Genomic DNA, 20,326 nt, shown 5'->3' with positions numbered 1-20,326 from the left:
AATGAATATCCTATGACCCAGTACCTGCACTTTGCCGAAGCGGCAACCCTTCAGGACCTTCGCACCTACATCCGACGCGGTCAACGCGTCAATGAACACGGCATCCGGCTTCAGGCCGCCGGGATGGTGCTGGCCGCCTGGCTGCCGGTGATGACACCCTCCACACTGACCTCCCGCATCCCCGCGGTGCTGGGGCTGCGCACCATGGCGCTGGCCGAGCCCTCTGAAGCCGATGCCACCGTGGAGCTGGCCTCCATCACCGAAAGGCTGGCCCGGATGAACCCGGCCGAGGTGCATCTGCCGCTGCCACCCAGCCGGATCAATGTGCCGTGGGCTGCGGTGACTCCCCCGCGCACCGGCTGGGAGCTGGCAGGCGATGTGCCGGACTCGGTGCTGCGCGAAGCTGCTGAGACAGGCATCGCAGAGGTGGCCGAAGCAGTCCCTCAGTCTGCGGGCGCCCATGTGGTGGAGCAGGTGCGTGAACGGGTGTGGAGCCGGCCCATGGATCACAATGTGCCGGCCGGTGCGGCCTTCGGTGCGCTGTCCCTGGGGTTTCTGGCACAGCACGACGACGCCGTCACTAATGTGCACATCCACGGCAACTGGGTGCGGCTGAGCTCTGTGGGCGGATTCATCCTCACCAGGGCTCTCTAGCTGGGCTCGGAGACACTTCTGCTTTACGGTGGCCTGCATTCTGTCGGTCGGGCCAGTCCCAGAGTTTTCCCCAGGGCCGCGCGGCTGATGAAAACACGCCGGGCTCTTCACAGGTTCCCGAACAGGTGGTGCACCCCGCTGCGCGGGCCGGCAGACTCTTCTGTATGAGCTGCGGACTCCGACCACGGCCGGTCTGCAGCCCCCTAATCTGAGTCCGGCCGTGGAACAAGGAGCAATGGCCATCATGACTGAATCCATCACCGTGCGCGGCTTTGCAGGCACCACCCCAGAACTGAAGATCGCAGGATCTGGAACCCAGGTCACCACCTTCCGGCTGGCCTCCACCCCGCGCTGGCGCAACAGCACTACCGGAGAATGGGCCTCCGGTGAGACCAACTGGTACACCGTGGCAGCCTTCGGACCCTTCGCCGAGAACGTCGCGCAGTCCATCAGCAAGGGCGACGCCGTGGTGGTCCTCGGCCGTCCGAAGATCCGCCACTGGGAGAACTCGGAGAAAGCGACCTCGGGAACAGAGGTGGAAATCAGTGCCCAATCAGTGGGTCATGACCTCAAATTCGGACTCAGCCGGTTCGCCAAGGTCAACCGTCACGAGGCAGAATCCGGGGAGCAGGCCTCCGCCGAGCAGACTGAGGAGGCCTCCGACGACGGTACCGCACCTGTGCCGGACCATCCCGCCACCGCATCCGTTGGCGGAGGATGGGACGGTGATCCTGCGCTGCAAAACGCCCCGTGATCAGTCGCGGGTCAGCCTGCGGTGGGTCACCCGGCTGGGCCGAGCGGCGTCGGGGCCCAGCCGCTCCACCTTGTTCTTCTCGTAGGATTCGAAGTTACCCTCGAACCAGTACCAGGTGGCCGGGTTCTCCTCGGTGCCCTCCCACGCAAGGATATGGGTCACCACGCGGTCCAGGAACCACCGGTCGTGGGAGATGACCACGGCGCAGCCTGGGAACTCCAGCAGGGCGTTCTCCAGTGATCCCAGGGTCTCGACGTCGAGGTCGTTGGTGGGCTCATCGAGCAGCAGCAGGTTGCCCCCCTGCTTGAGCGTCAGGGCCAGGTTGAGCCGGTTGCGCTCACCGCCGGAGAGCACGCCGGCCTTCTTCTGCTGGTCAGGCCCTTTGAATCCGAAAGCGGAGACATAGGCGCGGGATGACATCTCCACAGCACCGACCTTGATGAAGTCCAGCCCGTCGGAGACGACCTCCCAGAGGCTCTTCTCCGGATCGATCCCGGCCCGGGACTGATCGACGTAGGAGATCTGCACTGAATCCCCGATGGTCAGCTGGCCGCCGTCAAGCTGTTCGAGCCCGACGATGGACTTGAACAGCGTGGTCTTCCCCACACCGTTGGGCCCGATCACCCCGACAATGCCGTTGCGCGGCAGGGAGAAGGAGAGACCGTCGATCAGTGTGCGCTCTCCGAAGCTCTTCTGCAGGTTCTCGGCCTCGATCACCTGGGTGCCCAGCCGCGGCCCGGGCGGGATCTGGATCTCATCCAGGTCGAGCTTCTTGGTGCGTTCAGCCTCAGCCGCCATCTCCTCGTAGCGGGCCAGACGGGCCTTGGACTTGGCCTGACGACCCTTGGTGTTGGAGCGGACCCATTCGAGCTCGTCGGCCAGGCGCTTGGCCAGCTTGGCGTCCTTCTTGCCCTGGATCTCCAGCCTGGAGCGCTTCTTCTCCAGATAGGTCGAGTAGTTGCCCTCATAGGGGTAGAGCCGGCCGCGGTCGACCTCGCAGATCCATTCGGCCACATGGTCCAGGAAGTAGCGGTCGTGGGTCACCGCCAACACCGCGCCCTCGTAGGAGGCCAGGTGCTGTTCGAGCCAGAGCACAGATTCGGCGTCGAGGTGGTTGGTGGGCTCATCCAGCAGCAGCAGGTCGGGCTTGGACAGCAGCAGCTTGCACAACGCCACCCGGCGGCGCTCACCGCCGGAGAGATGGGTGACCGGTTCTTCACCGGGCGGGCAGCGCAGCGCATCCATGGCCTGTTCCAGCTGAGAGTCGATGTCCCAGGCGTTGGCGGCGTCGATCTCCTCCTGAAGCGTGCCCATCTCCTCCATGAGCGCCTCGAAGTCCGCCTCCGGGTTGGCCATCTCGTCACTGATCTCGTTGTAGCGCACCACTTTGGAGTAGATCTCCCCCACACCCTCCTGGACATTGCCCAGGACGGTCTTCTCCTCGTTCAGCGGCGGCTCCTGCTGGAGAATGCCTACGGAATATCCGGGGCTGAGCCGGGCTTCCCCGTTGGAGGGTTCGTCGAGTCCCGCCATGATCTTCAGGATCGTGGACTTACCTGCCCCGTTGGGACCGACCACGCCGATCTTCGCACCCGGGTAGAAGGACATTGTCACGTCATCCAGGATGACCTTGTCGCCCACCTTCTTGCGGGCCTTGACCATTGTGTAGATAAATTCAGCCATGATTCTCCACACTATCGCAGCGCAGGTCAGCGCACGTGCACCCGGCAGGCGAAGCCCGACCCTGGGGCGTCAGGGCCGAGCAGAGACCGATGACAGGCGACCGGACACGCGCGCAGCGCCGGGGCTGACATAGAGCCAGCTGGTCCAGGGGCGCGCCCAGACCATCAGCACCGTCAGCGCCAGCGAAACCACCGTCATCAGCAGCACGTAGACTCCGCTGGTGACCTCGATGTGAGCAAAGACACGGTCACGCAGCAGAATGATGATCGGGAAGTGGACCACATAGACCACCACCGAGGAGCGTCCGCACCACTCCACGAAACGCACCGCGAGGCCGCGGGGCAGTCTGGGAGCCAGCCACAGGATGACCGCGATTCCCAGCACGGAGATACCTGCGGCGGCGAGGGAACCCACACGCAGACTGCGGTCGGCGACTCCCATATTCGCCAACACGGCAGTGAGCACCAGCAGCGGCAGCACCAGCAGCCACGGCACATTAACCCACCGCTGAACATGGGGGAAGGCCCACGCGCCGAGGAAGAAGAAAGCTCCATACCAGAAGGTGCTGCCGATCAGTCCGCCGTGCACTGCGGCGGTGGAGACATAGGTGCCGATCATGGCGGCGAACACCAGCAGATAACCCCAGTGGTGTCCAGCGGGGAACCGGGTGATCAGCGGCTTGAACGACAGAGCGGCCGTGTAGCACAGCAGCAGGCTCATCAGGAACCACAGGTAGTCCCCGGTGAGCACATACCCGATGATGTTCTCCGGGACACCGAGCCCACCGCGCACAAAGGCCCCGTAGAGGAACATCCACACCACCAGCGGCCAGGCGATGGCAGCGATCTTTCCCCAGATATAGATCGGCAGCGGCTTGGCCAAGGAGCGGTGCAGCAGCATCCCGGACATGAACATCAGCAGCGGCATCCGGAACGGAGTCAGATGGCGGTTGACCTCGGACCACCATTCCACACTGGCTCCGGCGATGTTGTGGGTGTTAGCGTGCAGCACAACAACCAGCAGCACGGAGAGCCCGCGCAGGAAGTCCATCCACTGCATCCGGGGGGCTTGGGATTTCACGGAGGACAAGACTACTCCAGATGCTCAGTGCACACCGCACCGTTGGACGTGTCACGGTGCAGAACCCACAGTCCGTCATCGTCAGCGCTGATGGTCTCAAAACCCAGCCGCTCGGCCCGGTCAAAGGCTTGCTCCGGGCTCAGCGGATCCGAACCGCCCAGCTCCTGAGCCTCGGCATCGATGATCATCCAGTCCACTCGGACCTCGTCGAGTGTGCCGGCCAGCCCCACATGGGCTCGGTGAGTCAGATGCGGCGCAGCGGTGTCAGCAGCCTCCACGCAGGCTCCGTCCGGGATCAGATCAACAGCCCGCTGGTGAGCTTCGGCACGTTCTGGCAGCTGCCAGTTCTGCCCCGTGTAGGTCCAGTGCAGCGGGAAGATCTGGTGCTCACGCTCGGCAGCGAGCTGAAAGACGACCCCGCCCAGCACGGAGAGCAGGATCATGCCTGCCGGGAGGATCACGGCGGGGCGGTACTCTGCGCGGCCGCGGCTTCTGCGACCGCGCATCCGGCGCAGAGTGTCGAAGGCCGCCAGCAGCAGGATCAGCCCCAGGGCTGCGTCGTAGTGGTAGACCAACCCCCAGACGGTCAGCCGGTCGTTGAGCAGCCGGGAGAGCAGCATCGGCAGGCCGATCAGCGTATAGGGCGAGAGCAGCGGCAACAGCCACAGAGGCAGCAGGTGTGCGCTCAGCAGCGCGATCTTCAGCGGATGGTCCACCAGCAGCGGCAGTGCGCTCCACGGCTGGGTCAGCAGGAAGACCGCTGCGGCCGAGGCCGTGGGCCCCAACGCCGTGTAGTCCCAGTAGCTGAATTCTCCGTCAGGTGCGAAATGCGGGATGATCACAGCGACAGCCAGCCAGAGCCCCGCCGCCCCAGCGGCTGCCAGGACTGCGGCTGGAGCCCAGTACCGCTTGACCAGCAGCACAGCGGCGATGGCCACGCATGTAGCGCCCATATCCTCCCGCACCAGCAGCAGCACTGAGGACAGCACCACCGCAGTCCACGGGCGCTCACGCTCAATACACCAGATGACCCAGCCGATGATCGGCACCGCAAAGGCGATCTCGTGGAAGTCCCAGTTGATGAACGCCTGAAACGGCCACCAGACCAGCAGCGCCACAGCCGCCAGCAGCCCGACCCGATGGCTGAACCAGCCGCGCACCACCAGGTACACCGGAACAGCTGCCGAGACCAGCAGCATGACCAAGGCGATGTTGAGCATCCGGGGGTCATCCCAGATCCAGTACAACGGAGCCAGCACCGCGATGACCGGGTGGAAGTGATCACCGAGCAGGTGGAAGTCCTCTCCCTTGATCGGTGAGAGGGGAGCCTGGAACTCCGAGTAGGCGCGTACCGCCTGGTCGAAGATCCCCAGATCGTAGCCGCGGGCTTCAAAGTTCCGGAACCGGAGGAACGAATGGGCCAGGTAGAGCGCTGCGGCTGCAGACATGACCACTGCCAGCACCAGCCAGTGCCTGGCAGGGACACCATTCGTGGCAGCGCGCTTCACCGCCGCACCTCCTGCTCCGCATCGGTGGCCGGCAGTGCCCCGGTGTGCAGCTGTTCGGCCGTCTGGGGCGCCGTCGTCGTCTGTGTGCCTCCGCTGGGAGTCGAGGTCAGTCTGATCCGGTCGAAGGTGTGCAGCATGTAGGTCCGGCCCAGCCCGGGCAGACGCAGGTAGATGGGCGCGGCGAACCACCCGCCGGCCCAGACCCAGCGCGAGGAGGGCAGCAGCGCGATGAGGGTCATGCACAGCACCGAGGTCACCAGTGACAGCTGCAGCATCTGCTCATCCAGATCCAGGAACTCCCAGACCGAGAGCTGGTCCTGGGCGCCGTAGCAGAGGAAGAACGCGACGGTGAACACCACCCATTTGGTCTGCCAGTCATTGCGGATGCCGTTGATGGCGAACAGTGGAAGCAGCCAGAGCAGGTACCAGGGGTGGATGATCGGGGAGAGCACCACCAGCGCGGTGAAGGCCAGGGTCATCCGGGACATGATCTGCCTGTCACGCCCGAAGAACATCAATACCAGCACGATCAGCACGCTGGCGAGCCGGCCGATCACTCGCAGGGTGTCCAGCGTCCAGCTGGCGTCCTGGCCCAGTGCGTGGAGAGTGTTGGTGAGCGCATCGTCGGCGATCCCCAACGGTGACCAGAAGGACTTCCCGGTGTCTCCGGTGCCGGCGAGCACCATTAGCCAGCGCAGCCCGTAGCCGTTGATCCATCCCACCACCAACAGAATGGCCCCGGCGATGCTCGCGGTGGCGAACCAGGCGGCGAACCGCCAGATCCAGGGGTTAAGCTGCGGACGCGCGGCGATCAGATGCGCGGCCCAGAGCAGCCCGATGAAGGGCAGCAGGACCAAGGAGATGATCTTCATGCCCACCGAGACGGTGACCAGCACCGCGGCCAGCACACCGCGGGACCAGTGCCGGTCCGCGGTGGCTGCGGCGTAGATCCCGGCCAGTGCGAAGCCCATCATCAGCGCGTCGTTGTGAGCACTGGAGATGAAGCTGATGATGAACAGCGGATTGGCGCAGGCCAGCCATTGGGCCCTGCCGCCGTGCACCCCGTAGTGCCGGGCCAGTTTGGGCACGTAGATCATGATCAGCACCACGCCTGCCACACACGCCAGCCGGAACAGGAAGACCGCTGCCTCGACATGGTTGTTGGTCACCCACATCACCGCAGCCTCGATCCAGAGGAACATCGGCCCATAGGGGGTTTCGGATTGAGCCCACATGGGGTCGGTGCCGAAGTGGAACCAGTTGTCCAGCTGGGAGACCCCCTCCTGGTAGGGGTCCCTGCCCGCCAGGACCAACCGGCCCTGGTTGAGATAGGCGTAGACGTCCCGGGAGAAGATCGGCAGGCAGAACACGTGGGGCACTGACCAGACCGCAGTGGCGATATTGACGATCCGCAGACTGCCGGGCCGCCACGCCTTCCGGTCTGCTTCGCGCAGGGCCCGGCCCAGCAGCAGCCAGGCGTGGAACATCACCCAGCAGCCCAGGGTCAGTGCCACTGTGGTGAGGCTGACGCCCCAGGGTTCGGTCCGCAGCGGAATGATCCAGGACCACCGGTTGATGTCGGCGGCATTGGCCAGCCAGCCGACTCCGAAGGAGCCGAAGAGCACCAGAGATGAGCCGAGGAACCCCTGGATGAGGGCACGCCGGACTCCCGGCGACCTCAGGTGGAGCTTCTCAGCGTCGCTCTCAGCGGTGGCGAGACTGGGCACCACTTGAAACTACCACCGCGGGAGTCAGATCCGCGGATACTTCATCGGCTCGGACTGGGCAATGTGCTCCAGTACCCGCACCACCTGGGCCGAGTACCCGTATTCGTTGTCATACCAGACGTAGAGGATGGCCTGCCTGCCGTTGACGATGGTCGCGAGTCCGTCGACCACTCCGGCCGCTGTGGAGCCGACGAAATCGGTGGAGACCACCTCCGCAGAGTCGATGTAGTCCACCTGGGAGTGCAGCGATCCTTCCAGGGACTCGCGCCGCAGGAAGGTGTTGAGCGCCTCCTTGGTGGTCTCGCGCTCCAGCTCCAGGTTCAGGATTGCCATGGAGACATCCGGGGTGGGGACACGGATCGCATTCCCGGAGAGCTTTCCAGCCAGCTCCGGAAGCGCCTTGGCCACCGCCTTGGCCGCACCGGTTTCGGTCAACACCATGTTCAGGGCTGCCGAGCGCCCGCGCCGCTCGCCCTTGTGGAAGTTGTCGATGAGATTCTGATCATTGGTGTAGGAGTGCACAGTCTCCACATGCCCATGGTCGATCCCGTACTCGTCCTGCATCAGCTTGGCCACCGGTGTGATGGCGTTGGTGGTGCAGCTGGCTGCTGAGAGCAGCTTGTCCTCGGCGGTGATCCCGGTGTGGTTGACCCCGTAGACGATATTCTTAATGTCGCCCTTGCCCGGGGCGGTCAGCAGCACCCGGGAAGTGCCCGTGGAGCTCAGGTGCTTGCCCAAACCTTCTTCATCGCGCCACATGCCGGTGTTGTCCACCACCACCGCGTCTTCGATGCCGTGGGCGGTGTAGTCGACCTCCTCCGGTCCGCTGGCGTAAATGACTTTGATGTAAGTGCCGTTGGCGATGATCGCGCTGTTCTGCTGGTCCACCCGGATGGAGCCGGCGAAAGGTCCGTGCACGGAGTCCCGGCGCAGCAGGGATGCGCGCTTGGCCAGATCCTTGTGCCGGTCACTGTCCTTGGACCCGGCTGGTCGCACCACAATCGCCCGCAGCCTCAGCCCGGTGGCCGAGGAGGCATGGCCGACCATGATGCGTGCCAGCAGACGACCGATGCGCCCGAAGCCGTAAAGCACCACGTCCTGCGGCTCGGCGCGCCCCTGGCCCTTCTTCCCGACGACGTCGGCAAGCTCTTCACGCAGGAATGCCTCAACGTCAGTGCTTCCGGAGGCTTTGAAACGGCTGTTGAGCCGGGCGATGTCAATGCTGGCCGCCCCCAGGTCCAAGGTGTTCAGCGCCTGGACCAGCGGCAGGGTCTCCGAGATGGGCAGCTCCACCTCATCGATCTGACGGGCGAAGCGGTGGGCCTTGAGGATGTCGATGGCCGACTGATTGACCAGCTGGCGGCCGTAGATCCCGGTGACGACGTTGTTCTCCCGGTACAGCTGGCCGACCAGAGGAATCATCGCCTCGGCCTGGGCTTCACGGTCGATCCATTCATTGAGGTGCTTGCTCACTGCGGACATGGAATGCTGAGGTCCTTATCTCTTCAGACGACGTTGTCTGCGGATGGGCTGCACCCACCCCCAGCAGCCTTCAATCGCCTCGCAAGAGAAATGCGGACATTCCTCTTCACTCGGCTCAATCGGCCTACTTGACATACCTACTCTATCCAAGCTGACGGGACGGGCCGGCCGGTAAGCCGGGTTCTGTCGCGGACCATCATCCATCTGGGTGACGCGTTGCCGCATCACCTCAAGCGGTCAACCCGGATGCTTGGGCGGGCAGCCCTCCAACGCACCCTGCTCGACCTTGCTCCGGATGGGGTTTACCAAGCCGCCTCAGTCACCTGAGGCGCTGGTGGGCTCTTACCCCACCGTTTCACCCTTACCCTTAGCGGGCGGTCTGTTTTCTGTGGCACTGGCCTGCGGGTCTCCCCGAGTGGGCGTTACCCACCATCCTGCCCTGCGGAGCCCGGACTTTCCTCGACACTGCGGTGCCGCGATGGTCTGGCCGACCCGTCCCTATCACGAGAATACCGCTGCACCGCCATCGCTCCTAGTCCGCCGTCTCACCGCCGGTCACGCCCGGCATGTCGCACCAGCGCGCTGCGGGACGGCAGCCTCTGGCGAGGCCGGTTCGACCAGGTCCAGCTGGTGCGGTGTCCGGCCTGTGGCCGGGCGCACCTGGACTCGCCAGCGCCCAGCGGCGAGTCCAGCGACGTCCTCAACCGTCTCCGGCGCAGTCGCACAGCGCAGCAGCATTCCGGCCAGCTCCCCGCGGGCGTGCTTGGCGAAGTGCGTAATGACCTTCCGCTGCCCGTCCTTCTCTGTGAAGCTGTTGACCTGCAGCATCTGCTCCGCCGGTCCGGAATAGGCCCGCTGATAGGCCCCGGATCTGCAGTCAACCACCAGCTGATCACCCACCAGATCATCCATCGGATCCTTGAGCTGCTTCTTCCAGAAGCTCCCCAAGTTCCCCACTATGGGCAGCTTCACGTCCATGGAACACCTGTAGGCGGGGATGACGTCGGTCAAGCCGGTGACTCCGAACCCACCGGAGAACACCAGTACCTGCTCTGCGGCCCGGTGAAGCTCTGCCTCCGACAACGATGACGCCCCGAGCGCCTCATAGAGGACACCGGTGTAGATGCGGTAGGCCGGGGCCGCCGGCTCGTGGAAGAGCCGAGTATTGGCGGCCACCTCAGAGAGAGCCTTGGGACCGACCTTCAGGGTGGTCTGGGCCAGGTCGGTGCCGCTGAGAACCGCCAGTGCCTCGATGACCTCCGTCCTCGCAGCGGTCAACTGCGGAAATCTCAGCGCAGCAAGATTCAGGCGCGCACCGTCATCGTCGGCAGGAGCTGTTTTGCCCTCCGAGGGCGGCAAGAGAATAAGCACCCCAGTAGCCTACCCAGAAGGAGCGGACACCCCCGTCAGGCTTGGGGTTGGATGGCACTGGCGGCGGGGTCCCATCGAACACCTGCTGCCGAGGCGTCCATGGCCTCGTTGCTGAGCCGGTCGGCGTCGCCGTTCTCCGCCCGTGGGATCCAGGTGTAGGTCACCTGCATCGGCGGGAGGATCTGACTGGCCTGGACCGCCAGGCGCTTCATGTCCTGGTGCTTGATCTTCCACCGCCCGCTCATCTGCTCCACCACCAGCTTGGAGTCCAATCTCACCTCGACGAACGCGGAAGGGTCGATCCCGCGGGCCAGTCTGAGTCCTTCGATGAGCCCGGTGTACTCGGCCACGTTGTTGCTGGCCTGGCCCAGCGGAACCGCCGCTGCGGCCAGAATGCGGCCCTCTGGGTCGCGGACCAGCGCCCCGGCCCCAGCGATGCCGGGATTGCCGCGGCTGCCGCCGTCGGCCTCTACGATCAGATCAGTCATCGCAGCAACTCTATACGCATAAGATTCACTGCCCAGGCATGATGACAAAGTCCCAGGGTTTCGTTCAATTTTGATGCCGGAGATTACGGGCCTCCGACGACGAAAAAGTCCCAAGGGTCGGTGTTGATCCCTGAGACCGCGATCTCCACGTCATAGCCGCGGTCAGCCAGTGCTCGGTCCAGGGTCTGGGCAGCAGCCGGCAGCCAGAGCCATTCGCTGGCGAAGTGTGAAACATCGATCAAATACGGCCGCCGGCCACGCACTGCCTCACGTGCCTCGGAAGCCGGATGGTGGCGCAGGTCGGCGGTGATGTATACATCGGCCTCCGCCTCACGGGCCGCCGACAGCAGGGAGTCTCCGGCACCTCCGCACAGCGCCACCCGTTGGACGAACCCGTCCCGGTCCCCGGCAACCCGCACTCCCCCGGCCACTGCGGGAAGGATGCCGAACACGGTGGCGGCGAACTCGCCCAGGGTGGTCCCCCGCGGCAGGGTGCCGATCCGCCCGAGTCCTTCTTCTGCCAGACCCTCAGCGGCCGGATGCAGCGGCTCAGCATCCTGGAGCCCAAGAATCTCGCTGAGCACATCGTTGACCCCGCCCACTGCCGAGTCACCGTTGGTATGGGCAGTCAGCAGAGCGCAGCCGGATTCGATGAGCCGGTGCACCACCTCGCCCTTGAAGGTGCCTGCCTCCACTGTGGTGACCCCGCGCAGCAGCAGCGGGTGATGGGTGATCAGCAGGTCGGCTCCGGCCGCGCATGCCTCCTCTACCACCTCCGAGACCGGGTCCACCGCGAAGTGGATGGTGCCCACTGCCGAGTCCCGCCGGCCCACCACGGGGCCGACGGCGTCCCAGGGTTCAGCCAGCGCGGCCGGCCACAGGTCCTCGACCACGTCGAGCACCTCTTGCAGAGTTGGAGTCTGTGCCATATCTCTATTTCTACCCTGCCCGGTTCCTCAGCTCCAGGAATGAACCGCAGACCAGCTCAGTTTGCACCGGTATGACTGATCGGACAGTAGTCCTGGCAGCCGGGTGCTTTTGGTGCTTGGACTCCATCGCCCGCAAGCTCAAAGGCGTCTCCAAGGTGCGCTCGGTGTACACCGGTGGCACCGGACCTGCCTACTATGAAGCGGTCTGCTCGGGCACCACCGGCCACGCAGAAGGAGTGGAGATCACCTTCGACCCGGAACGGCTGCCGCCCGAGGTGCTGTATCAGATCTTCTTCACCACCCACGATCCCACCTCGCTGAACCGGCAGGGCTACGACGTCGGCACCCAGTACCGCTCGGCGATGTTCTACACCTCCGAAGCAGAGAAGACGGAGTTCTCCGAGGCGATCGATGCTGCCCAGCAGCACTTCAGCAAGCCGATCGTCACCACGCTGGAACCCCTGGGCACAGTGTTCGAAGCCGAGCCGGTGCACCAGGACTTCCACACTCGGCGCCCGGAGGTCGGTTATTGTCAGTTCATCATCGATCCTAAGATCGCCAGACTGCGCGCCGGGTGGCGCCACTGGCTGCGGGAAGAAGTTTCGGCCTAGATAGGCTTAATCCGCTGAGGACACCGTCTGCCCACCGAAAGGACAGCACCCATGCCCCTGCTCAACAACATCAGTGAAGCCATCGGCAACACTCCCCTGGTCAAGCTGAACACGCTCGACGCCGGCCTGCCCGGCAATGTGGCTGTGAAGCTAGAGTTCTACTCACCGGCCTCCTCGGTGAAGGACCGGATCGGTGCAGCCATCATCGACGCCGCCGAAGAGGCCGGTGTGCTCAAGCCCGGCGGGACCGTGGTGGAGGGCACCTCCGGCAACACCGGCATCGCCCTGGCCATGGTCGGCGCGGCCCGCGGCTACCGGGTGGTGCTGACCATGCCGGAGACCATGTCCACGGAGCGCCGGGTGATGCTGCGCGCCTACGGGGCCGAGATCGTGCTCACCTCCGGTTCAGACGGCATGCGCGGGGCGGTGGAGAAGGCCAAGCAGATCGTCGAGGAGACAGACAACGCCATCTGGGCTCGGCAGTTCGCCAATGAGGCCAATCCGAAGATCCACTACACCACCACAGGTGAAGAGATCTGGCGTGATACCGAAGGCACCGTCGCCGCGCTGGTCTCCGGGATCGGCACCGGCGGCACGATCACAGGGGCCGGCGGGAAGCTGCGTGAGTACAACCCCGACTTACACATTGTGGCGGTCGAGCCGGAAGACTCTCCCATCCTCTCCGGTGGGTCCCCTGGACCGCATAAGATCCAGGGCATCGGGCCCAACTTCGTGCCGGAGGTGCTGAACACCGAGATCTACAACGAGGTCATCACCGCCAACCTCGAGAACGCGATCTCCACCGCCCGCAAGCTCGGCACCGAGGAAGGCATCCTCGGCGGCATCTCCACCGGTGCCAACCTGGCAGCCGCCCTGGAGGTCGCCTCCCGTGAGGAGTTCCGCGACAAACTCATTGTCACCTTCGCCTGCGACTTCGGTGAGCGGTACATCTCCACCTTGCTGTATGAGGACATCCGTGGCTGAGAACCGAGCACGACGCCGCCTCTGACCTTCGAAAGGACACGACCCCTTGGGCTTCATCTCACGTCTGCGGGAAGACCTCACCACGGCCCGCGAGCATGACCCCGCCGCTCGCTCCAATGCCGAGATCGTGCTCGCCTATTCTGGTCTCCACGCTGTGTGGGCGCACCGGGTGGCGCACCGGATGTGGCGGCGCAAGCCGCTGAAGACGCCTGCCCGGGTGCTCTCCCAGGTCACCCGTGGCCTGACGGGGATCGAGATACACCCGGGGGCCACTATCGGCCGCCGCTTCTTCATCGACCACGGCATGGGTGTGGTCATCGGAGAAACCGCCCAGATCGGCGATGACTGCATGCTCTACCAGGGGGTGACCCTGGGAGGCACCTCCCTGGAGCAGACCAAACGGCACCCCACTCTCGGCGACGGGGTCACCGTAGGTGCCGGTGCGAAGGTTCTGGGACCAGTGGAGATCGGCGAGCAGTCGGCGGTCGGGGCCAACGCGGTGGTCGTGAAATCCGCCCCTGCGCATTCGGTGCTGATCGGGGTGCCCGCCAAGGACCGCAAACGCCGCGAGGAGGAGCACCAGCCGCTGGTGGACCCAGCAGCCTACGCCTTGGACCCCGCGCTGTTTATCTGAGTTTGTCCCGGCGGCGGGCTTCAGGCCTCGGTCTCGGTGCGGTCCCCGGACCAGCGGGTGTGGAAGGTGCCGGGCTTGTCCACCCGCTGGTAGGTGTGGGCCCCGAAGTAGTCGCGCAGCCCCTGGGTCAGCGCTGCCGGCAGCCGGTCCCGGCGCAGTGAGTCGTAGTAGGCCAGCGATGAGCTGAACACCGGTGCCGGAACCCCATAGGTGGCAGCGGCGGCCACCACTCGGCGCCAGGCCGGCAGGCATTCGCTGATCGCCTCGGTGAACTCCTCGGCCAGCAGCAGGTTGGCCGGCCGTTCTCCTTCGGCATCGTAGGCCTTCATGATGGTGTCGAGCAGATCTGCCCGGATGATGCAGCCTGCACGCCACAGCGAGGCGATGGTGCGCATGTCCAGCTCCCAGCCGTACTCGGCGGCGGCGGCGGTGAGCATGTCGAATCCCTGGGCGTAGGAGACCAGCTTAGAGGCGTAGAGCGCCTTGCGGATGTCCTCGACGAAGTCCTGACGAGCGTCCCCGGAGCCGTAGAGCTCCTCAGCGGTGACGGCCTGGTTGATCCCCGCCGGGAACACCTCATTGGTGGCAGCACGCAGGTCAAGCTGGGAGGAGATCGAACGGGCGAAGACCGACTCCGCGATCGTGCTGATAGGGGAACCCACCTCGAGTCCGGAGATCGCCGTCCAGCGGCCGGTGCCCTTCTGACCTGCGGCGTCGACGATCACATCGACCAGCGGATGACCGGTGAGCTCGTCCTCCTGCTCAAGCACCTCAGAGGTGATCTCAATCAGGTAGGAGGCCAAGTCCGTGGTGTTCCACTCACGGAAAACCTTGGCCTGCCGGCCCGGCTCCAGACCCGCCAGGGAGCGCATGAGGTCATAGGATTCTCCGATGACCTGCATGTCGGCGTACTCGATGCCGTTGTGCACCATCTTCACGAAGTGCCCAGCCCCATCGGTGCCCACCCACGCGCAGCACGGTTCACCGTGATAGTCGGCGGCGATCTTCTCCAGCATCGGACCCAGGGTCTGGTAGGACTCCTTAGACCCGCCGGGCATGATCGAGGGCCCGTTGAGCGCCCCCTCCTCGCCGCCGGAGACTCCTACGCCCACAAAGTGCAGGCCCTTCTCACGCAGGTCCGCCTCACGGCGCCGGGTCTCCTCGTAGAATGAGTTGCCGGCGTCAATGACGATGTCCCCTTCGTCCAGCAGCGGCATCAGCTCCTCGATCACCGCATCCACCGGAGACCCGGCCTTGACCATGATCAGCACCCGGCGCGGAGGCTCCAAGGACTCGACCAGCTGCGCCAGCGTCTCGGTGCGCACGAACTCCCCTTCCGAGGAGTAAGAACTGATCAGTGCGTCGGTCCGGGCAGCCGTGCGATTGTGCAGGGCTACGGTGTATCCGTTCCTGGCCAGATTGCGGGCAAGGTTCGCGCCCATCACGGCCAGTCCGGTTACTCCAATATCAGCGCCCACTGCCATCTCCTAAGTTGAGGTCCAAATACCGCGCCAATCCTATCCTGCTGAGCTCCCGCAGGAGCGGGTCTCCCCACCGCCGGGGCGGCTCAGTCACCCACAGCGTTGCGACCGCGCTGGACGATCAGCGGATCCGGCTCGCCGATCACCTCGTGGTCCTTGCCCTCATATTCGAACTGGGAGAGGAAATAGCGCATGGCGTTGAGCCGAGCCCGCTTCTTGTCATTGGACTTGATGGTGATCCAGGGAGCGTGGTCGGTGTCAGTGCGCCGGAACATCTCTTCCTTGGCCTCGGTATAGGCCTCCCACCTGTCCAGGGACTCCAAGTCCATCGGGGAGAGCTTCCACTGCCTAACAGGGTCGATCTGCCGGATGGCGAACCGGGTGCGCTGCTCTTTCTGGGTGACGGAGAACCAGAACTTGGTCAAGTGGATGCCGGCATCGATGAGCATCTGTTCGAAGACCGGGGCCTGCCCCATGAAGGTCTCGTAGTCGTCATCGGAGCAGAAACCCATCACCCGCTCCACTCCGGCGCGGTTGTACCAGGACCTGTCGAAGAGCACCATTTCACCGGCAGTGGGCAGATGGTAGGCATAACGCTGGAAGTACCACTGGCCCTGCTCCCGGTCGGAGGGCTTCGACAGTGCCACCACCCGGGCTGTCCGGGGGTTGAGGTGCTCGGTGAAGCGCTTGATGGTTCCGCCCTTGCCAGCGGCGTCGCGTCCTTCGAAGACGACCACATGCTTGAGCCCGAAGTCCTCGGCCCAGTACTGGAACTTCAGCAGCTCCACCTGCAGGTGATACTTCTCGATCTCATAGAGATCGCGGCCCATCCTGGTGTCATAGGGGTAGTTCTCCTGCCAGGTCTCGACAGCATTGCCCTGGGGGTCGATCAGATCGGGGTCCGGGGTGTGGCCGTCCTGGACGGTGTAGCCGCCCTCGCGCAGCTGATCGATGAACTCGCGAAGGTTCTGCCGGGGCTTATTGGCCTCGAGTCCCTCCCATAAGTCTTGTTTGACCATTGCCACATACCCTTTCTGCCTCTGGCGCCGTCGCTGTCATGAAAGCACCAATCTCTGAACTCACGATGAACTGGAGACTACGTAGGATACAGGGCTCCTCCTACTTCCCCATCCACCACAGCCGGCTGAGGTAGTGTTGCCCCACACAGACACCGTCGCATGGTTCGGGGCGCAGTACGGCCACACCCTAAGTGCCCTCGAACCGACTACCAGCCGGACAGCCAGAAAGGGCCACATGTCTGCCCAGCCGCACTGGCCAGGGGACGCCAGCACAGTGGAGCAATGGCTGGAGTCCCTTGTGCACCAGGAAGTCGGGGACTATCTGGGGGCGTCCGAACGGACTCGGATCGAAGTCACACTCCACGGTGACGATCTCGCCCTGCTCCGCATCGACGGGAGCAACCTCACTGTCCATATGAACCCAGAGATCTCTGCGCCCCTCGAGGATAGTGCACATACGCAGGAGAGCTCCGAGGAACCTCAGCTGGTGGCTAGCCGGACCGGCACTATTCAGGATCTGATTCTGCAGGCACAGCCAATCTATCTTGACGAGGTGCCCCTGCGGGCCCATCTGCGCATGCATAACATCCCCATCGTCTGGGATCTCTACACCCTGCCTCTCCAGCCTGCGAAACCAACCTCAGGCCGCGAAATCCGCCTCAATGAGGAGGCAGACCCGTCACGAATGCGCGGTTCAGCCGACATCTCAGTCAAGACCTCTGACCTCGAATCGGTCATCCAGGCGATGCTCACGCCGGCGGTCGCGGATCTCGGCGCCACACTCCGCCGTATGGAGGTCACCGTCGAGCAGGTGGATCCTCAGCTGGTGAGCCTCTCAGCCGTGATCCGGTTCCGACGGTCATTTCTCCGCGCCACTGTGCGAATACACGCATGTGTGAGGATCAGCCCCGAAGGGTTGATCGCCGTGGAGGATCTGCGGGTGAAGAGCCGAAATCCGCTGGTGGCCCTCATGCTGCTCTTCGCTCGCAACAGCATCAGGAAGATTCAGGAGGAGTCGCTGGATCTCAACGAAGAGCTCGGCCTGGGCTCCGAGGGGCTACCGCGTGTATCAGACCTGCGGGTGCGGGTCGACGAGAACATCACACTCACCGCGCGTCTGCTGTGACCCCCACAGTTCGCCGCAGGCCGGCGGAGACGCACCGGCTCACAGCGCAGTCTCACCCATCTGCCCGGCGCGCGCCAGTGCGGTCAGTCTCGACACCGCCCGGTAGTACTTCTTCATGTACCCGCCGGAGAGCATCTCCTCGGTGAACAGCTGGTCGAAGGGAACTCCGGAGGCGATGATCTTCACGTTCTGGTCGTAGAGCCGGTCGGCCAGCACCACGAACCGCAGCCCCAGCGACTGTCCCTCGATGGTCTCCACGTCTTTGAGGACCAGCACATCGGTTCCGGCGATCAGCTGCCGGTATCTGCTGGGATGGACTGCAGTGAGGTGATCGCACAGCGGACCGAACTCATCGACCGCCCGGGACTGCTCCGGGTACTGCTCGGCGGCGAAAGCCTCCAGTTCCCCGGTGCTCAGCGGTGCCGGAGCCTCCGGGAGCCCGCGGTGCCGGTAGTCCTCGCCGTCGACCCTGATCACCCGGAACTGGCTGCTGAGCACCTGGATCTCACGTTTGAAGTCACTGGCGGCGAAACGCCCCTCACCCAGGGAGCCGGGCAAGGTGTTGGAGGTGGCGGCCAGCTTCACCCCGGCATCAGCAAGTTCTCGCAGCAGCCGCGACATCAACGTGGTGTCCCCGGCGTCGTCGAGCTCGAATTCGTCGATGCAGACCAGCTTGTAGTCGCTGAGGACTTCCACGGTCCTGCGGAAGCTCAGCGCACCGACCAGGTTGGTGTACTCCACGAAGGTGCCGAAGGCCAGCTTCTCCTCCGGCACTCCACGCTGGCCCGCGGCGTGGTACAGCGAGGCCAGCAGGTGGGTCTTGCCCACGCCGAAACCGCCGTCCAAGTAGATCCCGGCCGGTCCGGAGGGCTTGGACTTCGCACCGAACAGCTTGCCCAGGAACGACGACGACGCCTGGTTCCCCACTGTGCCGGAGAACTCCCGCAGCGCTGACACCGCCTCAGCCTGCGAGGGATGCCCCGGGTCGGGGATGTAGGTGTCGAAGGACACCTCGGCGAACCGGAAGGATGGCCTGAGGCCTGCCAGGAGATCGTCGACGGTAACTTGGGGCGTACGTTCAGCAAGCGATTCAGGGGCGGTTGACATACCCTCCACTCTACTTCGCTGTCTGCCTCAGCTCCCTGCGCAGGATCTTTCCGGTCCGGGAGGTCGGAATCTGATCGATGAACTCGACCTGACGGATTTTCTTGTAGGGGGCCACCCGGGAAGCCACATACTCGATCACCTCCTCGGCGTTGAGTCCAGGCTTTGTGCCGTCCGCGCCGGCCCGGAGGACCACAAAAGCCTTGGGCACCTCTTCCCCGTCCTGGGTGGGCACGCCGATCACCGCGGCGTCGGCGATCTCCTGGTGCTCCCGCAGCAGAGCCTCCAGCTCAGCCGGGGCCACCTGATAGCCCTTGTACTTGATCAGCTCCTTGAGACGGTCGACCACGGAGAACCAGCCCCCGGCGTTGTAGGTGGCGATGTCCCCGGTACGGCACCATCGGCCCTCCACGATGGTCGCCTCAGTGGCCTGTTCATTGTTGAGGTAGCCCTTCATGACCATGGGGCCCCGGACCCAGAGCTCACCAGCCTCGGACTCTCCCTCCGCGGGGATCTGGATGTCCTCCCCGCTGGCTGGATCGACCAGCCTGCACTCCACATTGGCCACTGCTGGTCCCACCGAACCGCGAGGATAGTGCCTCTGACCGTAGGGCACCAGGTGGGAGACCGGTGAGAGCTCGGTCATGCCGTAACCCTGCCCCAGATCGCATCCCAGCCGGTTGATCACCTCTTGTGTGATGGTCTCGTCCAGAGGTGCGGCGCCGCAGAGCATCGACCGCAGTGTCTTGGTGCTGTACTGGTCGACCACTGGGTGTTTGGCCAGGGCCACCGCGATAGGCGGTGCGATGAAGGAGACTTCGATCCTGCGCTCCTGGATGATGCGCAGGAACTCCTCGAGGTCGAATTTGGCCATGGTCACCAGCTGGGCACGCTTGAGCAGCGCGAAGTGCATGAGCACAGTGAGCCCGTAGATATGGAACATCGGCAGCACTGCCTGGACCGGCACCCCCGCATTCACCGGCAGAAGGTCCTGGATCTGGCAGGTGTTGGCCACCAGGTTGCGATGAGTGAGCATCACGGCCTTGGGCGTGCCCGTGGTCCCGGAGGAGAAGGGAAGGACCGCGGTGTGCTCAGCCGGGTCGAACTCCACCTCCGGGGCGGGGCGGCCCTCCCCCAGCAGTGTGTCCAGAGACGGGTGGGTGCCGTCGTCGTCGATCACCACGATCTGCTCGCTGTCCAGCCCGGCCTGCTCGGCTCCGACCACCGCATTCTGGGCCAGTGCGGAGACAGTGATCATCAGGGTGGCCCCGGAGAGGCTCAGCTGTTTGGCGACCTCCCCGGGGGTGTACAGGGAGTTCACCGTGGTGGCGGTGGCTCCGCTGCGAAGGATTCCGTGGAAGGCCACCACGAATTCTGGGGTGTTCGGGGACTGCAGGGCCACCACGTCGCCGACGCCGATGCCGCGGGCGGCCAGCGCGCCGGCCAGCAAGTCCACCTGCGTCTTGAGCTGGCCGTAGGTGACCTCGCGGCCGGTCTCGCCCTGGATGAGGGCGATGCGTTCGGCATCCTGGTCGCTCAGACTGCCGAAGAGCAGCTGGTAGATGCTCTCCTGAGGGATATCGATCTGCGGATGGGGACTCTGAATAACACTCACGGGACCTCCTAGCGTGTCATGGATATATCAGTGACGCAGCTAACACCGACTACTCTACCCACGGGTAGGTTGGTGA

18 protein-coding genes and 1 other RNA gene are annotated in these 20,326 nt (G+C 64.5%); 6 read left to right on the top strand and 13 right to left on the bottom strand.

What is annotated here, in order from left to right; all coding sequences use genetic code 11:
* The first annotated feature begins 12 nt into the window (after positions 1 to 12).
* Both DVO78_RS12765 and DVO78_RS12760 read left to right on the top strand, forming a co-directional pair.
* The gene (locus tag DVO78_RS12765; RefSeq protein ID WP_120005253.1) at positions 13 to 654 is read left to right on the top strand and encodes a DUF8185 domain-containing protein; all 642 of its coding nucleotides are present in this window, start codon (positions 13 to 15) and stop codon (positions 652 to 654) included.
* 244 nt (positions 655 to 898) lie between these two features.
* Positions 899 to 1,408 carry a single-stranded DNA-binding protein gene (locus tag DVO78_RS12760; protein WP_120005396.1) on the top strand — a complete coding sequence of 170 codons (510 nt, stop codon included), beginning with the start codon at positions 899 to 901 and terminating at the stop codon, positions 1,406 to 1,408.
* On the opposite strand, the gene ettA is transcribed toward DVO78_RS12760, so the two are convergent.
* From ettA to DVO78_RS12715, 9 genes are all read right to left on the bottom strand, one after another.
* Entirely contained in the window at positions 1,409 to 3,091 is a 1,683-nt protein-coding gene (ettA, locus tag DVO78_RS12755) for an energy-dependent translational throttle protein EttA (RefSeq protein WP_120005252.1), read from the bottom strand. It lies immediately after the preceding gene.
* A 69-nt stretch (positions 3,092 to 3,160) separates the two neighbouring features.
* Entirely contained in the window at positions 3,161 to 4,171 is a 1,011-nt protein-coding gene (locus DVO78_RS12750; RefSeq protein ID WP_157984031.1) for an acyltransferase family protein, read from the bottom strand.
* An 11-nt stretch (positions 4,172 to 4,182) separates the two neighbouring features.
* The gene (locus DVO78_RS12745; RefSeq protein WP_238385288.1) at positions 4,183 to 5,679 is read right to left on the bottom strand and encodes a DUF2079 domain-containing protein; all 1,497 of its coding nucleotides are present in this window, start codon (positions 5,677 to 5,679) and stop codon (positions 4,183 to 4,185) included.
* Positions 5,676 to 7,406, bottom strand: a complete 1,731-nt coding sequence (gene mptB, locus DVO78_RS12740; protein WP_157984030.1) for a polyprenol phosphomannose-dependent alpha 1,6 mannosyltransferase MptB — start codon at positions 7,404 to 7,406, stop codon at positions 5,676 to 5,678. Before mptB ends, DVO78_RS12745 begins: the two co-directional genes overlap by 4 nt.
* Positions 7,407 to 7,430: 24 nt before the next feature.
* Positions 7,431 to 8,888 (bottom strand): glyceraldehyde-3-phosphate dehydrogenase, encoded by a 1,458-nt coding sequence (locus DVO78_RS12735; protein ID WP_120005249.1) that lies wholly within the window; start codon positions 8,886 to 8,888, stop codon positions 7,431 to 7,433.
* Between the two features lie 156 nt (positions 8,889 to 9,044).
* Positions 9,045 to 9,383: RNase P RNA component class A (gene rnpB / locus DVO78_RS12730), an RNA gene on the bottom strand.
* A gap of 60 nt (positions 9,384 to 9,443) precedes the next feature.
* Positions 9,444 to 10,259, bottom strand: coding sequence for a YaaA family protein (locus DVO78_RS12725; RefSeq protein WP_120005248.1), 816 nt, complete (start codon positions 10,257 to 10,259; stop codon positions 9,444 to 9,446).
* 35 nt (positions 10,260 to 10,294) lie between these two features.
* On the bottom strand, positions 10,295 to 10,747 hold the full coding sequence (locus DVO78_RS12720) for a reverse transcriptase-like protein (protein WP_238385287.1): 453 nt from the start codon (positions 10,745 to 10,747) through the stop codon (positions 10,295 to 10,297).
* 83 nt (positions 10,748 to 10,830) lie between these two features.
* Complete coding sequence (locus DVO78_RS12715) at positions 10,831 to 11,676, bottom strand: Nif3-like dinuclear metal center hexameric protein (protein ID WP_120005247.1); 846 nt, start codon at positions 11,674 to 11,676, stop codon at positions 10,831 to 10,833.
* A gap of 71 nt (positions 11,677 to 11,747) precedes the next feature.
* Between DVO78_RS12715 and msrA the strand changes: the two genes are divergently transcribed.
* From msrA to epsC, 3 genes are read left to right on the top strand one after another with little or no spacing between them, the layout of a single operon-like run.
* Positions 11,748 to 12,287, top strand: coding sequence for a peptide-methionine (S)-S-oxide reductase MsrA (gene msrA, locus DVO78_RS12710; protein WP_120005246.1), 540 nt, complete (start codon positions 11,748 to 11,750; stop codon positions 12,285 to 12,287).
* Positions 12,288 to 12,338: 51 nt separating this feature from the next.
* On the top strand, positions 12,339 to 13,271 hold the full coding sequence (gene cysK, locus DVO78_RS12705) for a cysteine synthase A (RefSeq protein WP_120005245.1): 933 nt from the start codon (positions 12,339 to 12,341) through the stop codon (positions 13,269 to 13,271).
* A 46-nt stretch (positions 13,272 to 13,317) separates the two neighbouring features.
* Positions 13,318 to 13,905 carry a serine O-acetyltransferase EpsC gene (gene epsC / locus DVO78_RS12700; protein ID WP_120005244.1) on the top strand — a complete coding sequence of 196 codons (588 nt, stop codon included), beginning with the start codon at positions 13,318 to 13,320 and terminating at the stop codon, positions 13,903 to 13,905.
* A 20-nt stretch (positions 13,906 to 13,925) separates the two neighbouring features.
* On the opposite strand, the gene gndA is transcribed toward epsC, so the two are convergent.
* Together gndA and ppk2 are read right to left on the bottom strand one after the other, a co-directional pair.
* The gene (gene gndA / locus DVO78_RS12695; RefSeq protein WP_202912184.1) at positions 13,926 to 15,389 is read right to left on the bottom strand and encodes an NADP-dependent phosphogluconate dehydrogenase; all 1,464 of its coding nucleotides are present in this window, start codon (positions 15,387 to 15,389) and stop codon (positions 13,926 to 13,928) included.
* Positions 15,390 to 15,472: 83 nt separating this feature from the next.
* On the bottom strand, positions 15,473 to 16,405 hold the full coding sequence (gene ppk2 / locus DVO78_RS12690; RefSeq protein ID WP_120005243.1) for a polyphosphate kinase 2: 933 nt from the start codon (positions 16,403 to 16,405) through the stop codon (positions 15,473 to 15,475).
* Between the two features lie 235 nt (positions 16,406 to 16,640).
* Here ppk2 and DVO78_RS12685 point away from each other — a divergent pair, with 235 nt between their 5' ends.
* The gene (locus DVO78_RS12685) at positions 16,641 to 17,531 is read left to right on the top strand and encodes a hypothetical protein (RefSeq protein WP_120005242.1); all 891 of its coding nucleotides are present in this window, start codon (positions 16,641 to 16,643) and stop codon (positions 17,529 to 17,531) included.
* Between the two features lie 39 nt (positions 17,532 to 17,570).
* Here the strand turns inward: DVO78_RS12685 and zapE are convergent, their stop codons facing one another.
* Both zapE and DVO78_RS12675 read right to left on the bottom strand, forming a co-directional pair.
* Entirely contained in the window at positions 17,571 to 18,638 is a 1,068-nt protein-coding gene (gene zapE / locus DVO78_RS12680) for a cell division protein ZapE (protein ID WP_120005241.1), read from the bottom strand.
* 10 nt (positions 18,639 to 18,648) lie between these two features.
* Positions 18,649 to 20,250 carry an AMP-binding protein gene (locus tag DVO78_RS12675; protein WP_120005240.1) on the bottom strand — a complete coding sequence of 534 codons (1,602 nt, stop codon included), beginning with the start codon at positions 20,248 to 20,250 and terminating at the stop codon, positions 18,649 to 18,651.
* Positions 20,251 to 20,326 lie beyond the last annotated feature (76 nt).

The sequence above is a fragment of the Nesterenkonia muleiensis genome, assembly GCF_003600155.1.
GTDB lineage: Bacteria > Actinomycetota > Actinomycetes > Actinomycetales > Micrococcaceae > Nesterenkonia > Nesterenkonia muleiensis.
The sequence above is the reverse complement of the archived record's forward strand: the minus strand, read 5'-3'. Positions and strand labels throughout refer to the sequence as shown.